4 protein-coding genes and 1 pseudogene are annotated in these 18,914 nt (G+C 44.1%); 4 read left to right on the top strand and 1 reads right to left on the bottom strand.

Going from position 1 to position 18,914, the window contains the following annotated elements; all coding sequences use genetic code 11:
• The first annotated feature begins 511 nt into the window (after window positions 1-511).
• The 3 genes and pseudogenes from ACYTXL_RS35435 to ACYTXL_RS35445 form a co-directional block, all read left to right on the top strand.
• Window positions 512-895: a hypothetical protein gene (locus ACYTXL_RS35435; protein WP_461928641.1), complete on the top strand. Its 384-nt coding sequence runs from the start codon at window positions 512-514 to the stop codon at window positions 893-895.
• Window positions 896-904: 9 nt separating this feature from the next.
• Complete coding sequence (locus ACYTXL_RS35440) at window positions 905-1,807, top strand: tetratricopeptide repeat protein (protein ID WP_461928642.1); 903 nt, start codon at window positions 905-907, stop codon at window positions 1,805-1,807.
• 8 nt (window positions 1,808-1,815) lie between these two features.
• Window positions 1,816-1,983 (top strand): annotated as a pseudogene (locus ACYTXL_RS35445) (transposase); the annotation flags it as partial.
• A gap of 670 nt (window positions 1,984-2,653) precedes the next feature.
• Here ACYTXL_RS35445 and ACYTXL_RS35450 read toward each other — a convergent pair.
• Window positions 2,654-18,517 carry a beta strand repeat-containing protein gene (locus tag ACYTXL_RS35450; protein WP_461928643.1) on the bottom strand — a complete coding sequence of 5,288 codons (15,864 nt, stop codon included), beginning with the start codon at window positions 18,515-18,517 and terminating at the stop codon, window positions 2,654-2,656.
• An 82-nt stretch (window positions 18,518-18,599) separates the two neighbouring features.
• Here ACYTXL_RS35450 and ACYTXL_RS35455 point away from each other — a divergent pair, with 82 nt between their 5' ends.
• The gene (locus ACYTXL_RS35455; RefSeq protein WP_461928644.1) at window positions 18,600-18,848 is read left to right on the top strand and encodes a hypothetical protein; all 249 of its coding nucleotides are present in this window, start codon (window positions 18,600-18,602) and stop codon (window positions 18,846-18,848) included.
• The last annotated feature ends 66 nt before the right edge of the window (window positions 18,849-18,914 follow it).

Here is an 18,914-nt window from a genome sequence, read left to right on the forward strand (position 1 = left end):
CTAATCTTGGGCGAAAGTCTAAGTTTAGGCACTCCCCCGTGATTACAGAAGCCCAAACTGTACTTGGTACTCCAAGTCAGTATGGGTAGTTCACTTAGTCTGCTCCAAAACGATGGCAGAACACAACAGGAAATTTCTATATTTATAGGTTGTTCCCCTAGAACTGTTCCCGGATTTCTCACCACATCTCTCAAAACCTTGTGCTCTTGAGCAGGGGAGCAGGGGAGCAGGGGAGCAGGGGAGAGATTTGTACAAGTTCTTTCCCCTCTGCCCCTCTGCCCCTCTGCCCCTCTGCCCCTCTGCATTTCAAGCTTGTGAGAAATGCGGGTGTTGCATATTGGTGTATGCCTGGAGATCCAGATAACCTAGAAACTTTACTAATAAACGAGAGTACCAGCATAATCGAAAAGCCACACCTGAATATATAGCGGTTTTTAATTACATGAAATATAGTAGATTCGTCTGATTTACTTCCTTCCCAACTACTTCAATTCCCAGGACATTCAATATCATGAAAATAAAGGCGATCGCACTTTCTATTCTGCCAATCTTTTCCTTACTCCTCATCTCCCTCTCTAGCACAGCTCAAAATCGTCCCCCACAACCCCACACCAACACAGCTAGTGCCAATGATTGGTCACAAACTCCCAACACTGAAAAAGAATTTATGCAAGGGTGTGTGGGACAACAAAACCTACAATCTAATCAAAGAACGAGGAAGCAAAACTTTTGCACATGTGCTCTTAATGCTTATAAAATCCGCTACAATCCCCAGCTATTTTCTCAGATTAATGCTCTAGCTATGCAAGTAGGAAAAGATGGGCCACGTCTAGTTAATTTAATGGTTAAGCCTGAACTGGATCGTTGTTCTGCCCAAACCAATTATCACCCTTAAATGTTTATTATGTCTGGGTTCATACGTCATGCTATTAATCATTTATATCCATTAGGTTATTTACTAGGGATAGGAATATCGGGAATCACTTTCTCAACAAGTGTTCAAGCTCAAATTCCCCCTAGCAATCAACCACCAGTCAGCAATTATTCTCTCAGTGCGGAAGAAAACTTTCAGCATGGAAATATCACTCTTGCCATTCAACAATGGAGCCGTAATATCAAAAATCGTACTAATGTTGATGAAGCTTTATTTAATCGCTCCCAAGCTTATATTTTACTAAAGCAATATGACTTTGCAGTACAAGACTTAAATCAGCTGATTCAGATCCAAGGAAAAAATACCTCAGCCAGTGTTTTTATTGTACGGGGAATTGCACTAGGCGAACTAAACAAACTACCAGAAGCAATTCAAAGCTTTAATCAAGCAGAAAAACTACAGCCTTCTCCTTTGCTTTACAACAATCGAGCATTGATCTATCAACGATCTGGACAATTACCCCAAGCTTTAGAAGATTTACGTAAATCTGTGCAATTAGCACCCACATTAATTAATCGCTTAAATCTCGCAAACTTACGTATTCAGCTTCGTCAGTTCAAACAAGTGCTGGAAGAGATGAATCAACTAATAGTCACCGAAAAATCATTTTTTCCTGCCTATACCACCCGTGGCATCGCATATTATAACTTAGGCCAATATGAGACAGCAATTCGTGATTTTATTTTTAGTCTAAGAATTTTTCCAGATCAACCAGAAGCCTATTACTATGCAGGGTTATCATTTTCTCAGTTGAATCGTAAAGAAGATGCAGTTCAAAATCTAACTCGTTCAGCCGATCTCTATCTTCAACATAACCAACCCACTAGCTATCACCAGGTTTTAGAAAAAATCAATGAACTCAATCTACAATAAGATAAGGAGAACCAACGGTTAAAACTATTGGTATTGATGTTGGTTTGAACCACTTCTACACCGATAGTAACGGGGATACAGTCGCTAATCCTAGACATCTTCGCAAGAGTGAGAAGTCTTTGAGGCGATTGCAACGCCGGATGTCTAAGACCAAAAAAGCTTCTCAAAACAGAATTACAGCTATTTTCAGCTAAATAGACCACGCGGTAGGGGCACAGCAATGCTCATGCGTGTCAACTTAACGTAGAAGTTAGGCAAGGCATGCTTTCGAGGTTTCACCCTCACAAGAACAGCCCCTCTCCCAATTTTGGGAGAGGGGAGCAAATTCTCTAGTTCTCCTTCTCCCAAGTTGGGAGAAGGGGTTAGGGAATGAGGGCAAAACACCTTCTCAAAGCAGATTTTTTCTTAAGTTGACACCAATGAGCAATGCTGTGCCCCTACGACAGATGTGGTTCAAATACATGAAAACTGCTGTAAGTTTAGAAATAAACTTGCGCGCAAACACCTCAAAGTAAGTCGCCAGCGTAAAGACTTTGCCGTGAAGGTCTAACGACCTCGTGGCGTATGAAGATTTGATGGTGCGAAATACAGCACTTTGCAGGTAAATTAAGTACACATCTTAATATGATAAATCTTGTGGGGTGGGCATCCTGCCCGCCCTTGTGTATCTAATTCAGATGAAATGTGCTGTATGTTGGGTCAGCAGCACTTCCAGGTTTCCAACACTGGGGACAAAACTTGACCTTGGAAGATGCTTCGACTACCTCTAAACCTTTGATAGTCGCTTCCAAATACTCAACTGGCGTTTCTAACCCAATTGCAAGTCCAAGAATAGTTTTGCGATGGTTAACGCGAGGATAAGCCTAGTAATAAAGGATCAATCCCACCACTAGTATTACTGGAAGTATGCCCAGTTCTGTCAGAGAGGCTAGACAAAGTTGTATTAGTACCACTAGTTGTGTTGGTATTATTTGAAGTGTTTCTATTAGAGAGGCTAGACAAAGTTGCACCACTACCGCTATTCGTATTGCTAGAGCCACCTGATGAAGCAGTACCACCAAGATTTCCATTAATTATTAGAATTCCATTAGTCATCAGATTAATGGTGCGACTATTCATCACTTCAATCGATGACCCATTATTCTGAATAGTTTCTAACAAAGAAGAGCCATTGATAATAGTTGTATCATTGTCATTGTCTCCAGATATGTTAACCTCAGCATTAGCGAGTAGGACTGAATTACTGATCGGGGTATTGATCTTAAAAGTATCATCACCAGTTCCACCCTGAAGGTTCAGTACAGCCGTATTACGGTTCACTTGGATATAGTCGTTTCCTGTTCCTGTATTGATAGTGGTAATGTTGCTTGTTCCTAAGATATTAACCCCTGGTATCAATACTCCATTTACTGTTTCATCCAATACATTCCCATTGGTATCTACTTGGGGACCAACGCGGAAGGTATGATTACCTGCGTTGCCATTAATATTAGTTATTGCACTGGTATTAAGGATGGTGAAGTCATCATTACCTGTACCTAAATTGATGTTTAAAAACTGAAAGCCATTGTAGTAGATACCTTCACCCATGCCCAAACCTGTCAAGGATGTATCTGTTAAAACTCCAATACTATTGGAAGTATCTCCTGAATCATCTATATTTAGAGTATCGCCATCGGTTAGTGTATCTCCATAAATAGTCAGGCGTTGTTGAATTTCATTGGTACGGTTCTGACTACTGCTGACATTAACAGTATCGCCACCTCCTCCTGTATAGATATTAGTGACGCTAGCAAGTCGTTGAATGTTAAAAATGTCTTGATTAGTGCCACCGTAAATAGACATTGTTTGGGCATAAATCCAACCATCAATGCTGATAGAACTTCCAGTAGTGCTTGGATTATTGGAATCGCCTTGAATTACTACATTATTACCAGCTTCGATGGTTGCATCTGAGTCGATTTGGAAATTCTGTTGCATTAATAAAGTTACATCTGTTCCAGCTTCCAAGCTGGCATTATTTAACATCTCTAGATTTGCTACAGCCAGAGTGATATCTGTTGCAGCTTGCACTACAGCATTACCTGCTAAAACAATATTTGTTCCACTCAAGTTGACTGCATCTTGATAGCTGATCACCTCTTGCAGATTGAGTTGCTCCGTTGCATTTTTCACATTAATGAAGCCCCCAGTTACTACATCAAGCGTACCTGTTGTACCAAGAAAGACAGTTTGAGCATCGATATTTGTAGTTGTACTTCCCGCATTGATGACTATATTTGTTCCCGCAACAATCCTCTGGTTCAAGTCATAAGGGTTATTAAACTCGTATAGAGAGGAAATAGAGGTGTTGGTTGTATCTGTGGCTTGACCGATTGCTAGATTAACTTCTCCAGTGCTAGCAGTCATTTGTTGCACATTGACCGTGACTGGCTGATTGTCAAGAGATTTTGCCGTTAGGTCTAGATAGATTGAATTTTCTGCTTCAACGTTAAGATAAATATTGCTAGAAGGCACATCTGCGGTAACTGGACTATAGCCTTGATCCAACTGAGCGACGATGCGTTGACCACTTGCACCAATGCTACCATTTTTTATAGCTGTCATGGTCAGATCACGGGTAATAATATCTTGCGTGTTTCCTTGACTGAAAATGTTGCCCCCACTATAAAGGATAGTGCGATCGTGCGGGTTATCGATAATACCTGCGAGAACCAGGTCAGAAGTACCCCAGTTGTCAATTGTGACTACTGTTGGATTAATAGATAGGGAACTAGATGAAGTAGTAGTGTTGATAGTTCTGCTGACATTAACTTGGCTGTAGTCAGGTGTAGTAAATCCACTATTAGTGGATATCGTACTAATGTCATTAATAATCAGATTCTCATTGGAATAGTTCTGAATTTGCACCGTATCGAATGCCGGATCAATCGCGGAATACTTACCATTATCAGTAAATGATCCACCTGTAGATGCCGCACCAGAACTAAATGTTATTCCTCCACTGCCAGTAGCACTAATATTACCAACATTTATAGCTGTACCACTGTTGGTAAAGCTAACATTAGCACTCTGCGACGAAACTTGTCCATTAGCATCAATTACCAAGACAGGGTTCACTTGCCGTGCTTCCCGAATCACATTTGACTTAAAGTTAGTATTAGATATAGCGTTTTGGGAGCCATGAGTATTTGCCCTGCCAAAGTCCAATGTTATGGTAATATCGCCAAATGGAGTCCAGATTACCAGTGCCCAAGCTAGCTTACTATGTGCATAGTTCGTGTTATTAAAGCTATCAAAGCCTGACTTCACATTCAGTGAGCCGACAGTTAGGGTAGAGTTTGCATCTGTATTAACATTTGCTGTCAGATTCGAGTCGTCTGTTGCATCTGAGTCTGTTTTGCCACCTAGTCCATCGCAATGACCTAAAGCGATGGAGTTAGTATTCACATTTGTGAAAATAGCATCGAGATTCAGTTCGTCAGCTTTTAGCGATGCTCCAGAATTGATGTTAGTTGTAGCCGTCGTGTTATTCAGGTAAATATTAGATTTAGCTTGGATAACTCCAATCAAGCCAGCAGCTTTTGCTAGACCCAAAGCATTGACATTGAGAGCGTCAACCGCAGATTCAACTGTTAATGTTCTTGCTGTCAAGGTTGCGGCATTAACATCGGTTTCGTTAACTCCATTTATATTAACGGTCGCGGTGCCATAAGCAAAAGGTATTAATCCACCACCATTAGCATCTGCCTTTACATTGCCAATAGTATTACTAGAAGAATGAACCAACATATCTCCCTGTGCGGTAATACTTGCCTGATTGGCGATAGTTGTGATGGTGTTGTGGTTAAGATTGACAGTCGCGTTAGCTACTCCTACTGGAATCAGACCACCTGCGGTACTGTCACTTTCGGTATTAAAACTGTTACCTGATTGGCCATCAATTGTGACATTACCAGCCGCTTGAATTGTCGCGCCAATCTTGATAGATGTAGAGTTGTTATTCGTAATATTGGCAGTAAGATTACCTACTCCAACCCCTACTATTCCGCCTGTGTTGGTACTCGCTGCTCCAGTTAGTTGAACATTTGATAACCCTTGAACTTTAACATTACCTGTTGCTGTAATCGCAGCACCAGTATCTAAATATGTCTGCATCGTGGACGAAATATTAATTATTGCTTTGGCTCCACTACCAGCGATCGCCCCTCCCGAAGATGCTTGAGAATATGCAGAGAATACCTGATCGCCTTGGGTTGGTAAAACTATTGAAGCTCCTGATGAGAGCGTATGATTTGTTCCCGTTGCTATTGTACTGTCTAGGATGAGATGTAGATTTTGGATTCCCGTACCGGCGCTAGTTAAAGCAACAATGGATTGTTTGACAAACAAATAATTTGCACCTGTACCAGTTAATCCCGTCTCGTTGATAGTGAGTGCCGGTCCGCCAGCTTTTTCTGCAATTTGGAAACCAGTTGATGTGGCATTTTCAACATAATAAGTTACGCCATTTTGTAAGCTACCAGCTACCGTGAGTGACTGCTGTCCAGTACTTGCATTTAAAGTAATTGGTGTGCCACCAGCAGTAGATGATAGTTGAAAATGGTTAGCATCAATAACATTAACGTAGTAAGTTGCGTTATCGGTTAAACCAATTCCAGTTCCCTGGTATGTAACCGCTTCCCCTGTGGTGAAGCCATTATTGGCTAGGGTGATCGTATTAGAATTGGTGGAAGTAAAGTTCTGTGTCAGAGTAGTTTGTAATCCTACAGCAGTAATTTGGTTACTCGTTCCTGGGGTAACACTACTAAATATAATTGCTGTCCCGTTTTCTGCCCCTGTGTATGTTGCAGAGAGTTGGAAATGGTCGGTATCTACTTTAATTACATAGTATGTCTGACCACTAACTAAGCCAGTTAAAGCCGTTCCAGTGTAGACCACCTGATCGCCTGTTTCAAACCCGTGACTAGCAGAATTAATAATGCCTTTTGATAAGATATCACCAGTGCTGGAATTAAAGATATTGGGATTACTGCCAGTATCAGGAATATTATCGGGTGTATCAACTGTAAACATAGCAGAACGGTTTTGGTACGTAACGGTATCACCATTCTGGAATACGTTACCACTGCTACCATTGGCTTGTATGGTTGAAGCACCTGCCACTGTAGTGATGCCACTTAAGGTAGTACCTTCAGTAACGGTGGGTTCATTTGGTTGTAGTGTTAGTTGGATGGTGTTGCTATTAACTACTTGGACATAGTACTTTTGACCAGAGACTAGACCACCAATCTGAGTTGCTCCAGCTGGTGCTTCATAAATAACTGCTTGTCCATTGGTGAAGTTATCTCCATTAGGAAATGTAATAGTGTTGTTTTGCGTGTTAACTTGTGTAGATGCATCGAAAACATTACCTAGCTCTATAGTATTAGGATTAACGGCAATTACTGAGTAGCTTCCGTTGTTTACTAGACCACCAATATCATGACCACCACCATCGGAATAAACGACTGTATCCCCTGTTTGCAGTCCATCATTGCTACTAAAAGTAATAGTATTCGCTGTGTTGTTGACCGCAGTGCCAGGATCAAAGGATGTATTAGCAACAACAGGTGGCTGACCTAAAGTACTAGAGATTGTGACATTGCCGCCAGCTGTAATTGTTGTATAAGAACCAACGTAGGTATTAATTGTGGGATTAGAATTAACTTGAGAGAATGCCAGCCCCACTGCTACCGCTCCATAACTTCCCCCTTTAGTTGCCGCATCTCCATCCACAGAGACCAGTGAAAGTACATTCACATCTTGGTTAACGTTGATTGTGTCTTGAGTCCCAATGTATGCAGCGATTGTCGGGTTGACGGTAGCACTAGTATCACCACCATTACCAGAAATAATACCTCCAGAGGAAGCTGTAACATCTGCTGTCACCGCTTCGTTAGCGTTCGCTGTCACATTCAGGTTTTGTGCATTCTGAATCTGAACCCCATTACCTATATAGGCTTGAGTTGTGCCAGTTTCCTGAGCATTGGCTTTCACAATCCCAGCAGCAGCAAGTCCATAAGATGCCCCCAAACCTTGTGCATTTAAGTTAGAAGAGGAGGTAGAAATCACATTAACATTATTTGCTTGACTTATGGTTACATTATTGCCAATATCAGCCGTGGAGTTGTTTGCAGAACTTAAATCCGAAATAGCCGCCCCTAATCCTATAACTCCTGCTGAACCAGCAACAGCTCGAACTGTTGTAGAGTTGACAAAACCAGTTGACTGAATTGTAATATTACCACCAGTCAATCTGGAATTATCTCCTATATAAGCTGACGCATTGTGCTGAATATTAGCGATTCCTACCGCACCACCAACACTTAAAAGACCAGCAGATAACGATCCTACTAAAACATTGAGGTTGGTGGTTTCATAGGCATTAACAATAATGTCACTTCCAGCGCTGACAGTTCCCGTAATAAATGCCGTGGTTCCTTGAACATTTGATAGGCTTGTAGCAAAATCGTTAGAGACATCTTTGGTAGCAATGTTTGAGTTACCATTGCTATCCTTACCCATGCCATTCAAGTCTTGTAATTGTTGACCCACTGTATTTTGGGTATCGCTAGCGGCTGTTAGACCATCGCTAGACATACCACTGCTGACGTTGATGATGGAAACCGCTCCCTGTACACTAAAACCTAACCCTCCACCCAAAGCTACAACATTAGAGGTCAAAGATTTTTGAGTTTTAGCTTCTACAACTAAGTCCTTGTTGGCATTGACAAGTGACCCTTGAGAATTTGTAAGATCAGTAGAGTTGATGTATGCACTCGTAGCATTTTTCATCGTGGTGATATCAATACCAACACCAGCAGCTGCTAAACCACCTGCTACTGTACCTACATTGATATTTACATTACTGTTATTGAAAGCTTTGATGTAAACACTTTGTTCTGAAATCGAAGATGCAGTCAGTGCATTGATAGCGGAGTTATTGGTAACATAGGCTTGAGTTGTATTCTGGAAGTTATTAACGGATACACTGGCAACAAAAGCAAGTGCACCAACACCACCAGTACCAATAGTGACCCCCAGATTGTCTTGACTTGTTGCCATGACGGCGACACCAAATAAGGCTTCTGTTCCACCTGTTCCATCATTTGTGGGAATGCTAATGCTTTCCTTACCAATTCCTTCAATACTTGAATTATCCACATAAGCACTAGTGGTATTTGCCAGGTTATTGACTGCAATGGTACCACCTAAGCCCACAAAACCTGCACTAAAGGTTCCACCTTTAGTGGTCATAGTGTTTAAGGAATTAGCTAATATACCGACACTGCCTTCAGCATTGATATTGCTGTTGTTTTGGACGAAAGCAGAGACATTATTACTCATCTGATTCACGGCTACAGAAGCACCAGCACCGACAAATAGACCAGCCGAACCACCAGCGGCGATCGTGTAAATTGTCCCCGTACTAGATGCACTGACTATCACATTCCCCGCAGCATTAATTCTTGTATATGTTGCATCATCGGCTTTGACATAGGCTGTGACAATATTGCCAATATTGTTGTAAGCCACTGCGGCTCCAACTCCAGCTGCCCCAATACCAACACTAAGTTGTCCTGCGAAAGACTGAATCGTTGATGTATCTGTAGCAGAAATTTCTACATTATTCCCAGCAGAGATAATGGCATTGCTAGCATGGGCATCAGTGGTATTAGTAATATTATTGACTGAGACCGAACCAGTCAGAGCGATTCCTCCAGAGACCGAAGCTCCTGCTGACAAGCTACCAATTGTTCCTATGTTTTGAGCAATAGCTTCGACATTTCCTGTCGTGGAGACAACTGTACTATCACTGATGTATGCCTGTGTCGTGTTAGAAAAGTTATTCACAGCAACAGATGCACCGATCGCCGCACCACCAGCACCAGTAATTTGTCCTGCCATAGATTGCGTAGTGGCGCTATTGGTTGCAGTTAAATTTACATCACCTGTAGCATTGACATTTGATTGGTTAGCAATATCAGCCCGGACTACATTACTGATCTTATTCATAGTAACTGCTCCGCCTGCCGCAAAAACACCAGCACCAGTGCCACCTGCGGCAATGGAATTAATTGTGCCGCTGGAAGTGGCATTTAGGGCGACAGAGCCAGCTGTGACTGCGGTACCGCCAAGTGCAGCGATGATGTTGTTGGCGATATTATTGGTTGCTACCGCAGCTCCTATTCCAGCCGCACCACCAACGCTCACTTGACCAGCTAAGGATTTAATGTTTGAGTTATCGTATGCGGTCAGAGTAACTGCACCAGCCGCTTGTAGGGTAGATATTCCTGTAGTTTCGGCACTGGTGGTATCAGTAATATTGTTCAGGGTGACAGCACCAGCCACAGAAAGAAGGCCACCAAGTGTGCCACCTATAGCAGCACTCTCAATTGTGTTAGTCGATGTGGCACTTAGGGCGATTCCCCCAGTTAAAGATATGACTTGGGAATTAGCGATCTCTGCAATGATTTGGTTGCTAATAGTGTTGGTGGCTACTGAAACACCAATTGCTGCGGTTGTTCCAGCTGAGAATTGACCCGCTAGCGATTCAATGGTGGAGTTGTCGGATGATGTTAAAGTTACATTTCCTGCTGCCTGCACCTGAACAGCATTAGATATATTTGTGTTAGAGGTATTACCAATGGTATTAATTGCCGCAGCACCAGCACCAGCAATTCCTACAATACCAACCGCCGCCGATGCTGCTACAGAGATGGCCGTGATAGTAGATGTGTCATTTGCTGCTAGCTGAACACCACCAGAAGTTGCTGTCAAACCTTGGCTAACATTCTGAATATATGCGCTGACATGATCATTAATCTCGTTGGTAGCTACAGATACTCCGATTGATATAGCAGCACCAATAGCAAATGTGGCAGCGATCGAAACAGCCTCAGCGTTAGCAGAAATAGATGATGTGTCAGTTGCTGTTAAACTGACGTTGCTAGCACTAATACCAGTACTGCCATCTCCATTAATATATGCCTGAACATTTGTGGCAATCTTGTTATCTGTTCCTACTCCAGCACCACTGACGGATGCGCCACCAATTCCACCTGAAACTGCTACTGAGACGGAAGCAACAGTAGCAGTTATAGTCGAATTAGAGAGAGCCGTCAAACTAAGTGTTCCACCTGCATTAATGCTGGAGTTACTAACGTAGGCGAGGACTTCAGATGGAATTTGTGTTAGGTTAACCTGTTGCCAATTTGATGTGTTGCCGTAGTCAGCAGTTTGTAAATTAATAGATGCGGGATTGCCAATGTATTGATAAATATCTCCTGCTCTAGCTCCTTGGGCGATCAGTACCCGATCGCCTTGATTGAGAGATTGCCTACCACTTCCAGTAGTGTACTTATAGCTTGTATTGGTTGGGTCTATTCCCCAGCCAATTTCGTTACGAGCGATCGCCACGCCAATGGAAGCTGCTACTCCAGCGGTGCCACTAACTCCCACTGCCACAGATGCAGCTGCAATTGTCGCGCTAATTGCAGAGCTATTCGTGGCGCTAATGTTAACTGCACCAGCACTGTTGATCACGCTGCCTTGAGTATAGGCATCCGTTTTAGTTGAAATATTGTTAGTGGATTCAGCACCAGCACCACTGACTCCTATACCTGCGGTACCGGAAATTCCAGCGGCGAGAGAAGCGGCAACTGCTACAGCATTAATAGTTGCATTCGTAGTAGCAGACAATAACACATCACCTGTAGTCGTCTTCAGGAAGTGGCTGGCATTCTGGATATATGCTTCTACTTGATTAGTGACTACGTTATGGGCTAGGGCTACACCAATAGATAAAGAAACTGCAGCAGTTCCACTAAAGGATGCTGCGATAGATGCGGCTCCAGCATTAGCTGTAATACTTGAGGTATCATTAGCTGTGAGACTTACAGATTTTGCCTGAATACCTGTTGCTCCATCTCCGTTGATATAAGCATAAATCAGGCTACCAACCTTGTTTGTTGTACTGACTCCTGAACCGCTACCACTGACTCCAGCAGTACCACCACCACTGACTGCGGCTGAACCAGCACCCACCCCAGCATTGATCGTTTCTTGGGCGATCGCACTCAGAGTTAAAGCCCCAGCAGCGTTGACGCTGGAGTTGAGAATATAAGCCTCTACTTGGGCAGGTAGGCTGTTACCGCTTTGATCATATCCAATCAAATTAGTCGCAACTGCTGCACCTATGGAGACTCCCACTCCTGCTGTACCTCCACCACTAACTGAGGCTGACACTGCGACGATCGTCGCAGATATTGCCGCTGTATTAGTTGTTGTCAAACTAACTGCACCAGCACTGTTGACCACACTACCAGCAATATAAGTAACGGTATTGGTCAAGATCGTGTTATCGGCTTCAGCTCCAGCTCCACTGATTGATACACCTGCTGTACCTCCAAAGCTAGCTGCGAGGGAAGCGGCAACTGATATAGCTTGAATAGTTGGATTACTATTAGCAGTTAATGTGACATCCCCTGTAGTTGTCTTCAACGAATGGCTGGCGTTATTAATATACGCTGCTACTTGATTGGAGATTAAGTTACTAGCTAGGGATATCCCAATTGACAAAGCAACTCCTGCAGTTCCACCAAAGGATGCTGCGATAGATGCGGCTCCAGCATTAGCTGTAATACTAGAGGTGTCATTAGCCGTGAGAGTAACTGATGCCGCCTGAATACCTGTAGCTCCATCTCCATCAATAAACGCTTCCACCAAAGTGGCAATACTATTCTGTGTACTGACTCCTGAACCACTAGCAGCAACTCCTGCAGTACCTCCTCCAGAAATTGCTGCAGAACCTGCACCTACTCCAGCGTTGATTGTTCCAGAGTTGAGTGCTGTCAATGTCAGGTTACCAGGAGCAGTCACGCTAGAATTTTGGATGTAAGCCTCCACTTGAGCAGGTTGGCGAGTGCTACCGTTATAGCCGATATAGTTATCAGCAACAGCAGCACCTATCGATACTCCTACACCAGCAGTTCCACCACCACCGGCTGAGACTGAGACTGCTGCTATTGTGGCGTTAATCGCTGCTGTATTTGTTGCCGTTAAACTAACTGCCCCGGCACTAGTGACTACACTACCAGCTATATAAGCAAGTGTATTAGTCAAAATTGTGTTGATTGCCGCTGCACCTGCTCCACTAATATTCACACCAGCAGTACCACCCCCACCAGCCGCGAGAGAAGCGGCAACTGATATAGCTGAAATCGTAGGATTGCTGGTGGCGGAAAGTGCAATATTCCCTGTAGTTGTCTTCAACGAGTGGCTGGCGTTATTCACATAAGCCGCTATCTGGTTGGAGATTAAATTACTAGCGACAGATACACCAATTGATACGGCGACTCCTGTAGTACCACCACCAGCGATTGAGAGTGAAGCTGCCCCTGCATTAGCTGTAATGCTAGAGGTATCACTAGCTTTAAGAGCAATCGATGCCGCCTGAATACCTGTGGCTCCATCTCCATTAATAAAAGCTTGAACTAAGGTGGCAATATCGTTGAGTGTTACAACTCCAGAACCACCTGCTGCAACACCTGTAGTACCAGCAGCGCCAACTGCAACTGACCCTGCACCAACCCCTGCGGTAATACTTCCGCTAGATGTTGCTGTTAATGTTAATCCTTGATTTGCAGTCAGACTAGAATTTTGAATATAAGCTTGTACACCAATAGGTTGCATGGTAGGTTGAGCAGTGCTACCGTCATAACCAATGTAGTTATTAGCTACAGCAGCACCGATGGAGACTCCCACACCTGTAGTTCCTCCGGCTCCAACTGCAGCTGATACTGCGGCAATCAAGGCGCTAATTGTTGGCGTACTTGTTGCAGTGATGTTGACTGCACCAGCACTGGTAACCACACTACCTGAGATATAAGCATTGTCGTTGGTGAGAATTGTGTTGATTGCTGCTGCACCTGCTCCACTGATGCCTACACCAGTAGTACCAGCAGCGCCAACTGCGATGGAGGCAGCAACAGAGGTGGCTGAAATTGTTGGATTCGTAGTAGCCGTTAGTGTAATATCCCCTGTGGTTGTCTTAAATGAATGGGTAGCATTATTAATAAATGCTGCCACTTGATTTGAGATCAAATTCGTGGCGACGGCTACACCAATAGATAGGGAACCACCAGTTGTACTGGCTGCGGCGACCGCGATGGAAGCTGCACCAGCATTAGCTGCAATCTGTGAGGAATCAGTCGCTGTTAAAGTTGCAGATTTTGCTTGAATGCCCGTCGCTCCATCACCATTGACAAAAGCTTGAATCTGTGTAGCAATCTTGTTAGTTGTAACAACTCCCGATCCACTGCCACTTAGGCCTGTTCCACCGGTGGAAGCTGCTACTGCAACGGAACCTGCTCCAACTTGGGCAGTAATGTTTTCATTTGCCAGTGCATTTAGTATGAGGTCACCATTAGCTTGGATACTAGAACTCTGGATATAGGCTTGTACTTGAGATGGATTGCGATTACTGCTCTGATCATAGCCAATGTAGTTATTCGCGACAGCAGCCCCAATCGATGCCCCTACACCAGTACTACTACCAACAGCAATTGAGCCTGATATCGCTACCACTGTTGCGTCAATAGTGGAAGTGTTATTTGCTGTAAGCGCTACATTACCAATGTTGTTAGTCAGGTTAGAGTTATTCACATAGGCGTTAGTCTTTGTAAGAATGTAGTTACCTGCTCCTGCACCACCTCCACTGAGAGATACTCCAGTGCTACCTTGGCTTACAGCAATTGCTACAGCAATTGACTGAGCACTGATCGTATCTGTAGATAAAGCTTGGATATTAAGATTGAGATTGGTATTATTCGATGAGCCAACGGTGGAACTATCAATGTAGGCTGCTGTTGTATTGTTAATTGTGTTTGTAGCAGCAGATACTCCAATTGCGATCGTTGCTCCCGTGCTACCACCACTTGCGGCAACTGCTAATGCACCACCAAGGGAAAATCCCTTAATTGTGGAGTTGTCTATGGCATCTATGGACAGACTGTTCTGTCCACCAACTTGAACTGTCGAACCACTGTCGATCGCAGCGATAATGGAATTATTAATTGTGTTAATCGCGATGGAAGCGCCAGCAGCGAATGATAGTGAACTGCTACCTTTGGAAACTGAGCCACTACCTGCGATCGATATCGATGTAATTCCAGCAGTGGAAGTCGCATTGATATTTAAGGCTCCTGATGTTGTGACGTTTGCTGCGTCAATAGTGGCTTGAGTTGTGCTTGTGATATTGTTTAATGCAACTGCTGCACCGATCGAGGCCTTGCTCCCACCGCTAGTTAGGCTAGCTGCAACTGCGAAGCCACCAGCCAGGGCTTGAATCGTCGAGTTATTCGTTGCAGTGACATTTACATTACCTTGGGTTGTAATTGTTCCTGAACTACCAGCTGTAACGCTATTTGTAATACTATTGACTGAAACCGTACCACCAATGCCTACTTTTCCAGCTAAACCACCCGATAGAGTCAGATTGGAGATGTTTTCAGTAGTGGATGATTGAATCGAAACTCCCTGAGCAACGCTGACTTTGGTTGCGCCTGGAGTGAGTGAAGCAATGTAGGTTCCGACATTTCGCTTGAGGATCTCAACATCCACACCTATACCAATGCCCACAGCACCAGTACTTATACCCAGTCCACCAGCAACATTTTGGATACTGGTGTTATCTGAAGCAGTTAAACTGAAGCTTTGGTTCGCACCCGCTTTGGTGTTTACACCTTGGTTGATTTGCACACCACTACCGACATTGGAAGTTGTAGTTACATTGAATATGTCCACGATTACCGAGCCGCCAACGCCTAGCTTGCCATCGCTAACAGCACCGCCGATAGCAACAGAAGAGAATGGCACAACATTAAGGACATCATTCGGGATGTTAATTGAAGCTATACCTCCAGACACGGCATCAACCACATCTATTAAGTCTTGCAGAGGTACTGTGCGTGGGCTGACTGACGATGTAGCACTTATATTGACACTTCCTGAAGCATCTATGGAGACGTTTGTACCAACGACAGATGTGGTGCTCTGGGTCACGGTATTGACGGAAATGGCTGCACCTACAGCACCACCACTACTACTTCCGGAAAACGCCCCAGCGATCGCCAAGTTTTGCAAGATGATGGGACTATTGGATGTAAGGCTGACACTGCCGGATGTTGCTAGCTGCGCTCCATTTCCAATCGAGGCTTGGTTATTAAAATTGAGTACGTTAACACCAACAGAACCAGCAACGCTGGCTTTGCTGTTTTCACTGCTGCTACCTGCTGCAGCCAACCCCCAAACGACAAACTCGTTGCTCTGTTGATTTGGTGTGATTGCTTGAATCGTGATATCACCCGTTTGACCATTGCTGCTTTGAGCATTGATGATAGTTTGTGAACCAATGCTGGCAGTATTAGTAATAGTTGCAACGTTCAGTCCTACAGCAGCGCTGACATTTGCTTTGGATTGACTGCTCATACTAGTACCTATAGCTCTGGCTGTAGCACTAGTTTGATTGGTAGCGCTGACAGTAACTGCACCGCCATCAGTGATTAAATTTATACTATTACCGACTGTTGCTGTGTTTGTAGCTATTTGCCAGTTCACACCAATTGCTGCAGCTACACCAACACTACCGCCTTGACTACCACCAGATCCACCAGGTGTACTAGATTCACTGCTGGCTTGAGTATTAGCACTGTTAACGCTATCTTGTGCTTTTGGTAGTGATTTTCCTGATTGAGCTGATGCTTCATCATCAGCATTTCTGCCGTTTTGGCTGTTACCTGATGCACTCGCTAAAATCTCAGCACTACTGGTCAGGTTAGAATCTGATGAAATAACTACGCTACCACCACTTGTTGTTAAGTTCCGCAACACTGTAGCAGTCGTATTATCATTGATTACATTGACTCCGATAATCGCACCCACTGCAACAGTGTCACCTGCAGCCGTTGCATTACCAGACGTAATAACTGATCCTGTATGTTCAGCTTGGATACTGACATTACCAGTCAAGTTCAGCGTACCAGAACCAGAACCCAGTTGAGCAGTAGTGTTATTAGTTACAATTGCTAAAGCCACTGCGGGGCTAACTGCTATACCACCACTACTCCCAGCTTCAGCATCTGTATTCACAATCCGCTCAGATGTTGCATCTATGGTTAATGCACCACTACCTGAAAGTGTGACGCCACTTTGAACCTCAGCAGTAACTTGATTGCTTAATAGCAGGTTCATACCTATGGAAGCACCAACACCGACTTTACCACCAGTAGTTTTTGAGGTGGCTTTTACATTATCTACTTCGTTGTTTGCTGCAATCAGGGTGATGTCTCCAGAGCCTGCATTAATATTCGCACCTGATTGGATGACCGCTTGATTACTGTTATTGATGTAATTCAGAGCAAAAGAACCTGCCACACCAACTGTAGTTCCTCCCGCTCCAGATGTAGATTGTGCATTGAAGTCGCTGACTCCGTCACCACCGAGGCTAGTGTTACTCATTTGAGCTTTAACAGCAACTCCCTGGGCTGTTATTTGTGCGCCACTACCTAAAGTTGCTTGGTTAGAAGCGGTCACAATATTAAGTGCTACAGCAGCACCAATACCTACCTTATTTGAGCCATTTACTGCGCTACCATCTGCGATCGCTGAACCATCTGTTTCGTTTGATGCACTCAGTGTAAATTCTCCTACTGCATTAATTACTAAGTTACTTGCTAGTGTTGCAGATGTTGTGGAAGTATCGAGGTTAAGTGCTAATCCAGCCGCAATTGATACTGATCCATCGCTATTACTCTTAGCCTTACCACTAATAGCGCCCTGATCTTGTGTAGCGTTAGGGTCGCCAGAACTGGTAATTTGAGTATTAGCCTGGTCTTGGGCTGTCTGTTGTTTATCAGTTGATGCTGGTGGTGCGGCACCTGCGGCGCTGGCTTTCGCTGTTGCTCCTGTAGAGGCATAAGCAAATGCTCCAAAGCTCACGCCTCCAGTTGTCGCTGTAATACTTCTGGCTGTGGTCGCGGTGGTGCTGTCGTCAACAATGTTCAGGGCGATGCTTGCACCAATTCCAACTTTATCACCCGCGGCTGTTGCATCAACTGTCGTGCTGCTATTCCCTGAATGTTGGGCTGTGGCATTTAGACTACCTACTGTCAGTACACCACCCGCGCCAATGGTCGCTAAGGTATTGTTATTAACAATCGTTAATCCCACCGCGGGACTGACTGCAATACCACCTGCTCCTCCTGCTTGTACATTGGTGGTACTAGTATTATTCGATGTCGCTGATAAGATTAAATTCCCCGCATTCAGCAACGTCACATTATTTTGAATCGTTGCTGTAGCGTTATTATTTATTTCTAAGTCCAGAGCGAAAGAAGCTCCCACCCCTACTTTCGGACTACTAGACCCTGCTGCTTGAATTGCATTTGCTGTTGTTGCTGTTTTAGTCTGATTCTGAGCTGTGATGCTAACATCTCCACCACCTGCATTTACTATTGCGCCACTGTTAATTGACGCCAAACTGGAGTTAGACCCAATGTAATTTAAGGCGAAAGACCCTGCTACTCCAACTGTGCTTGCTCCGGCTCCAGATGTTGCTGTAGCTGTAAAGTCACTCACCCCATCGCCACCCAGACTAGGGTCACTCATCTGAGCTGAGACTGATATTCCTTTCGCGGTAACATTTGCGTTTCCTGTTGTACTCGCACCGATTGTGGCTGTGTTGGTCAGATTGACTATATTTAAAGCTACTGCTGCACCAATACCTATTTTATTGGAACCATCTACCGCAGTCCCATCTGCTATTGCTGAGGCGTCTGTTTCATTTGATGTTGCTAGTCTGAACTCTCCGGGAGTGTTAATGACTAATCCATCCGCTAAAGAAGCTTGTGTACTAGAAGTCGCGATATTCAGTGCTAATCCAGCCGCAATTGATACCGAACCATCACTAGTCTTAGCCTTACCACTAATAGCGCCCTGATCTTGTGTAGCGTTAGGGTCGCCAGAACTGGTAATTTGAGTATTAGCCTGGTCTTGGGCTGTCTGT

The organism is Nostoc sp. (genome assembly GCF_054880495.1).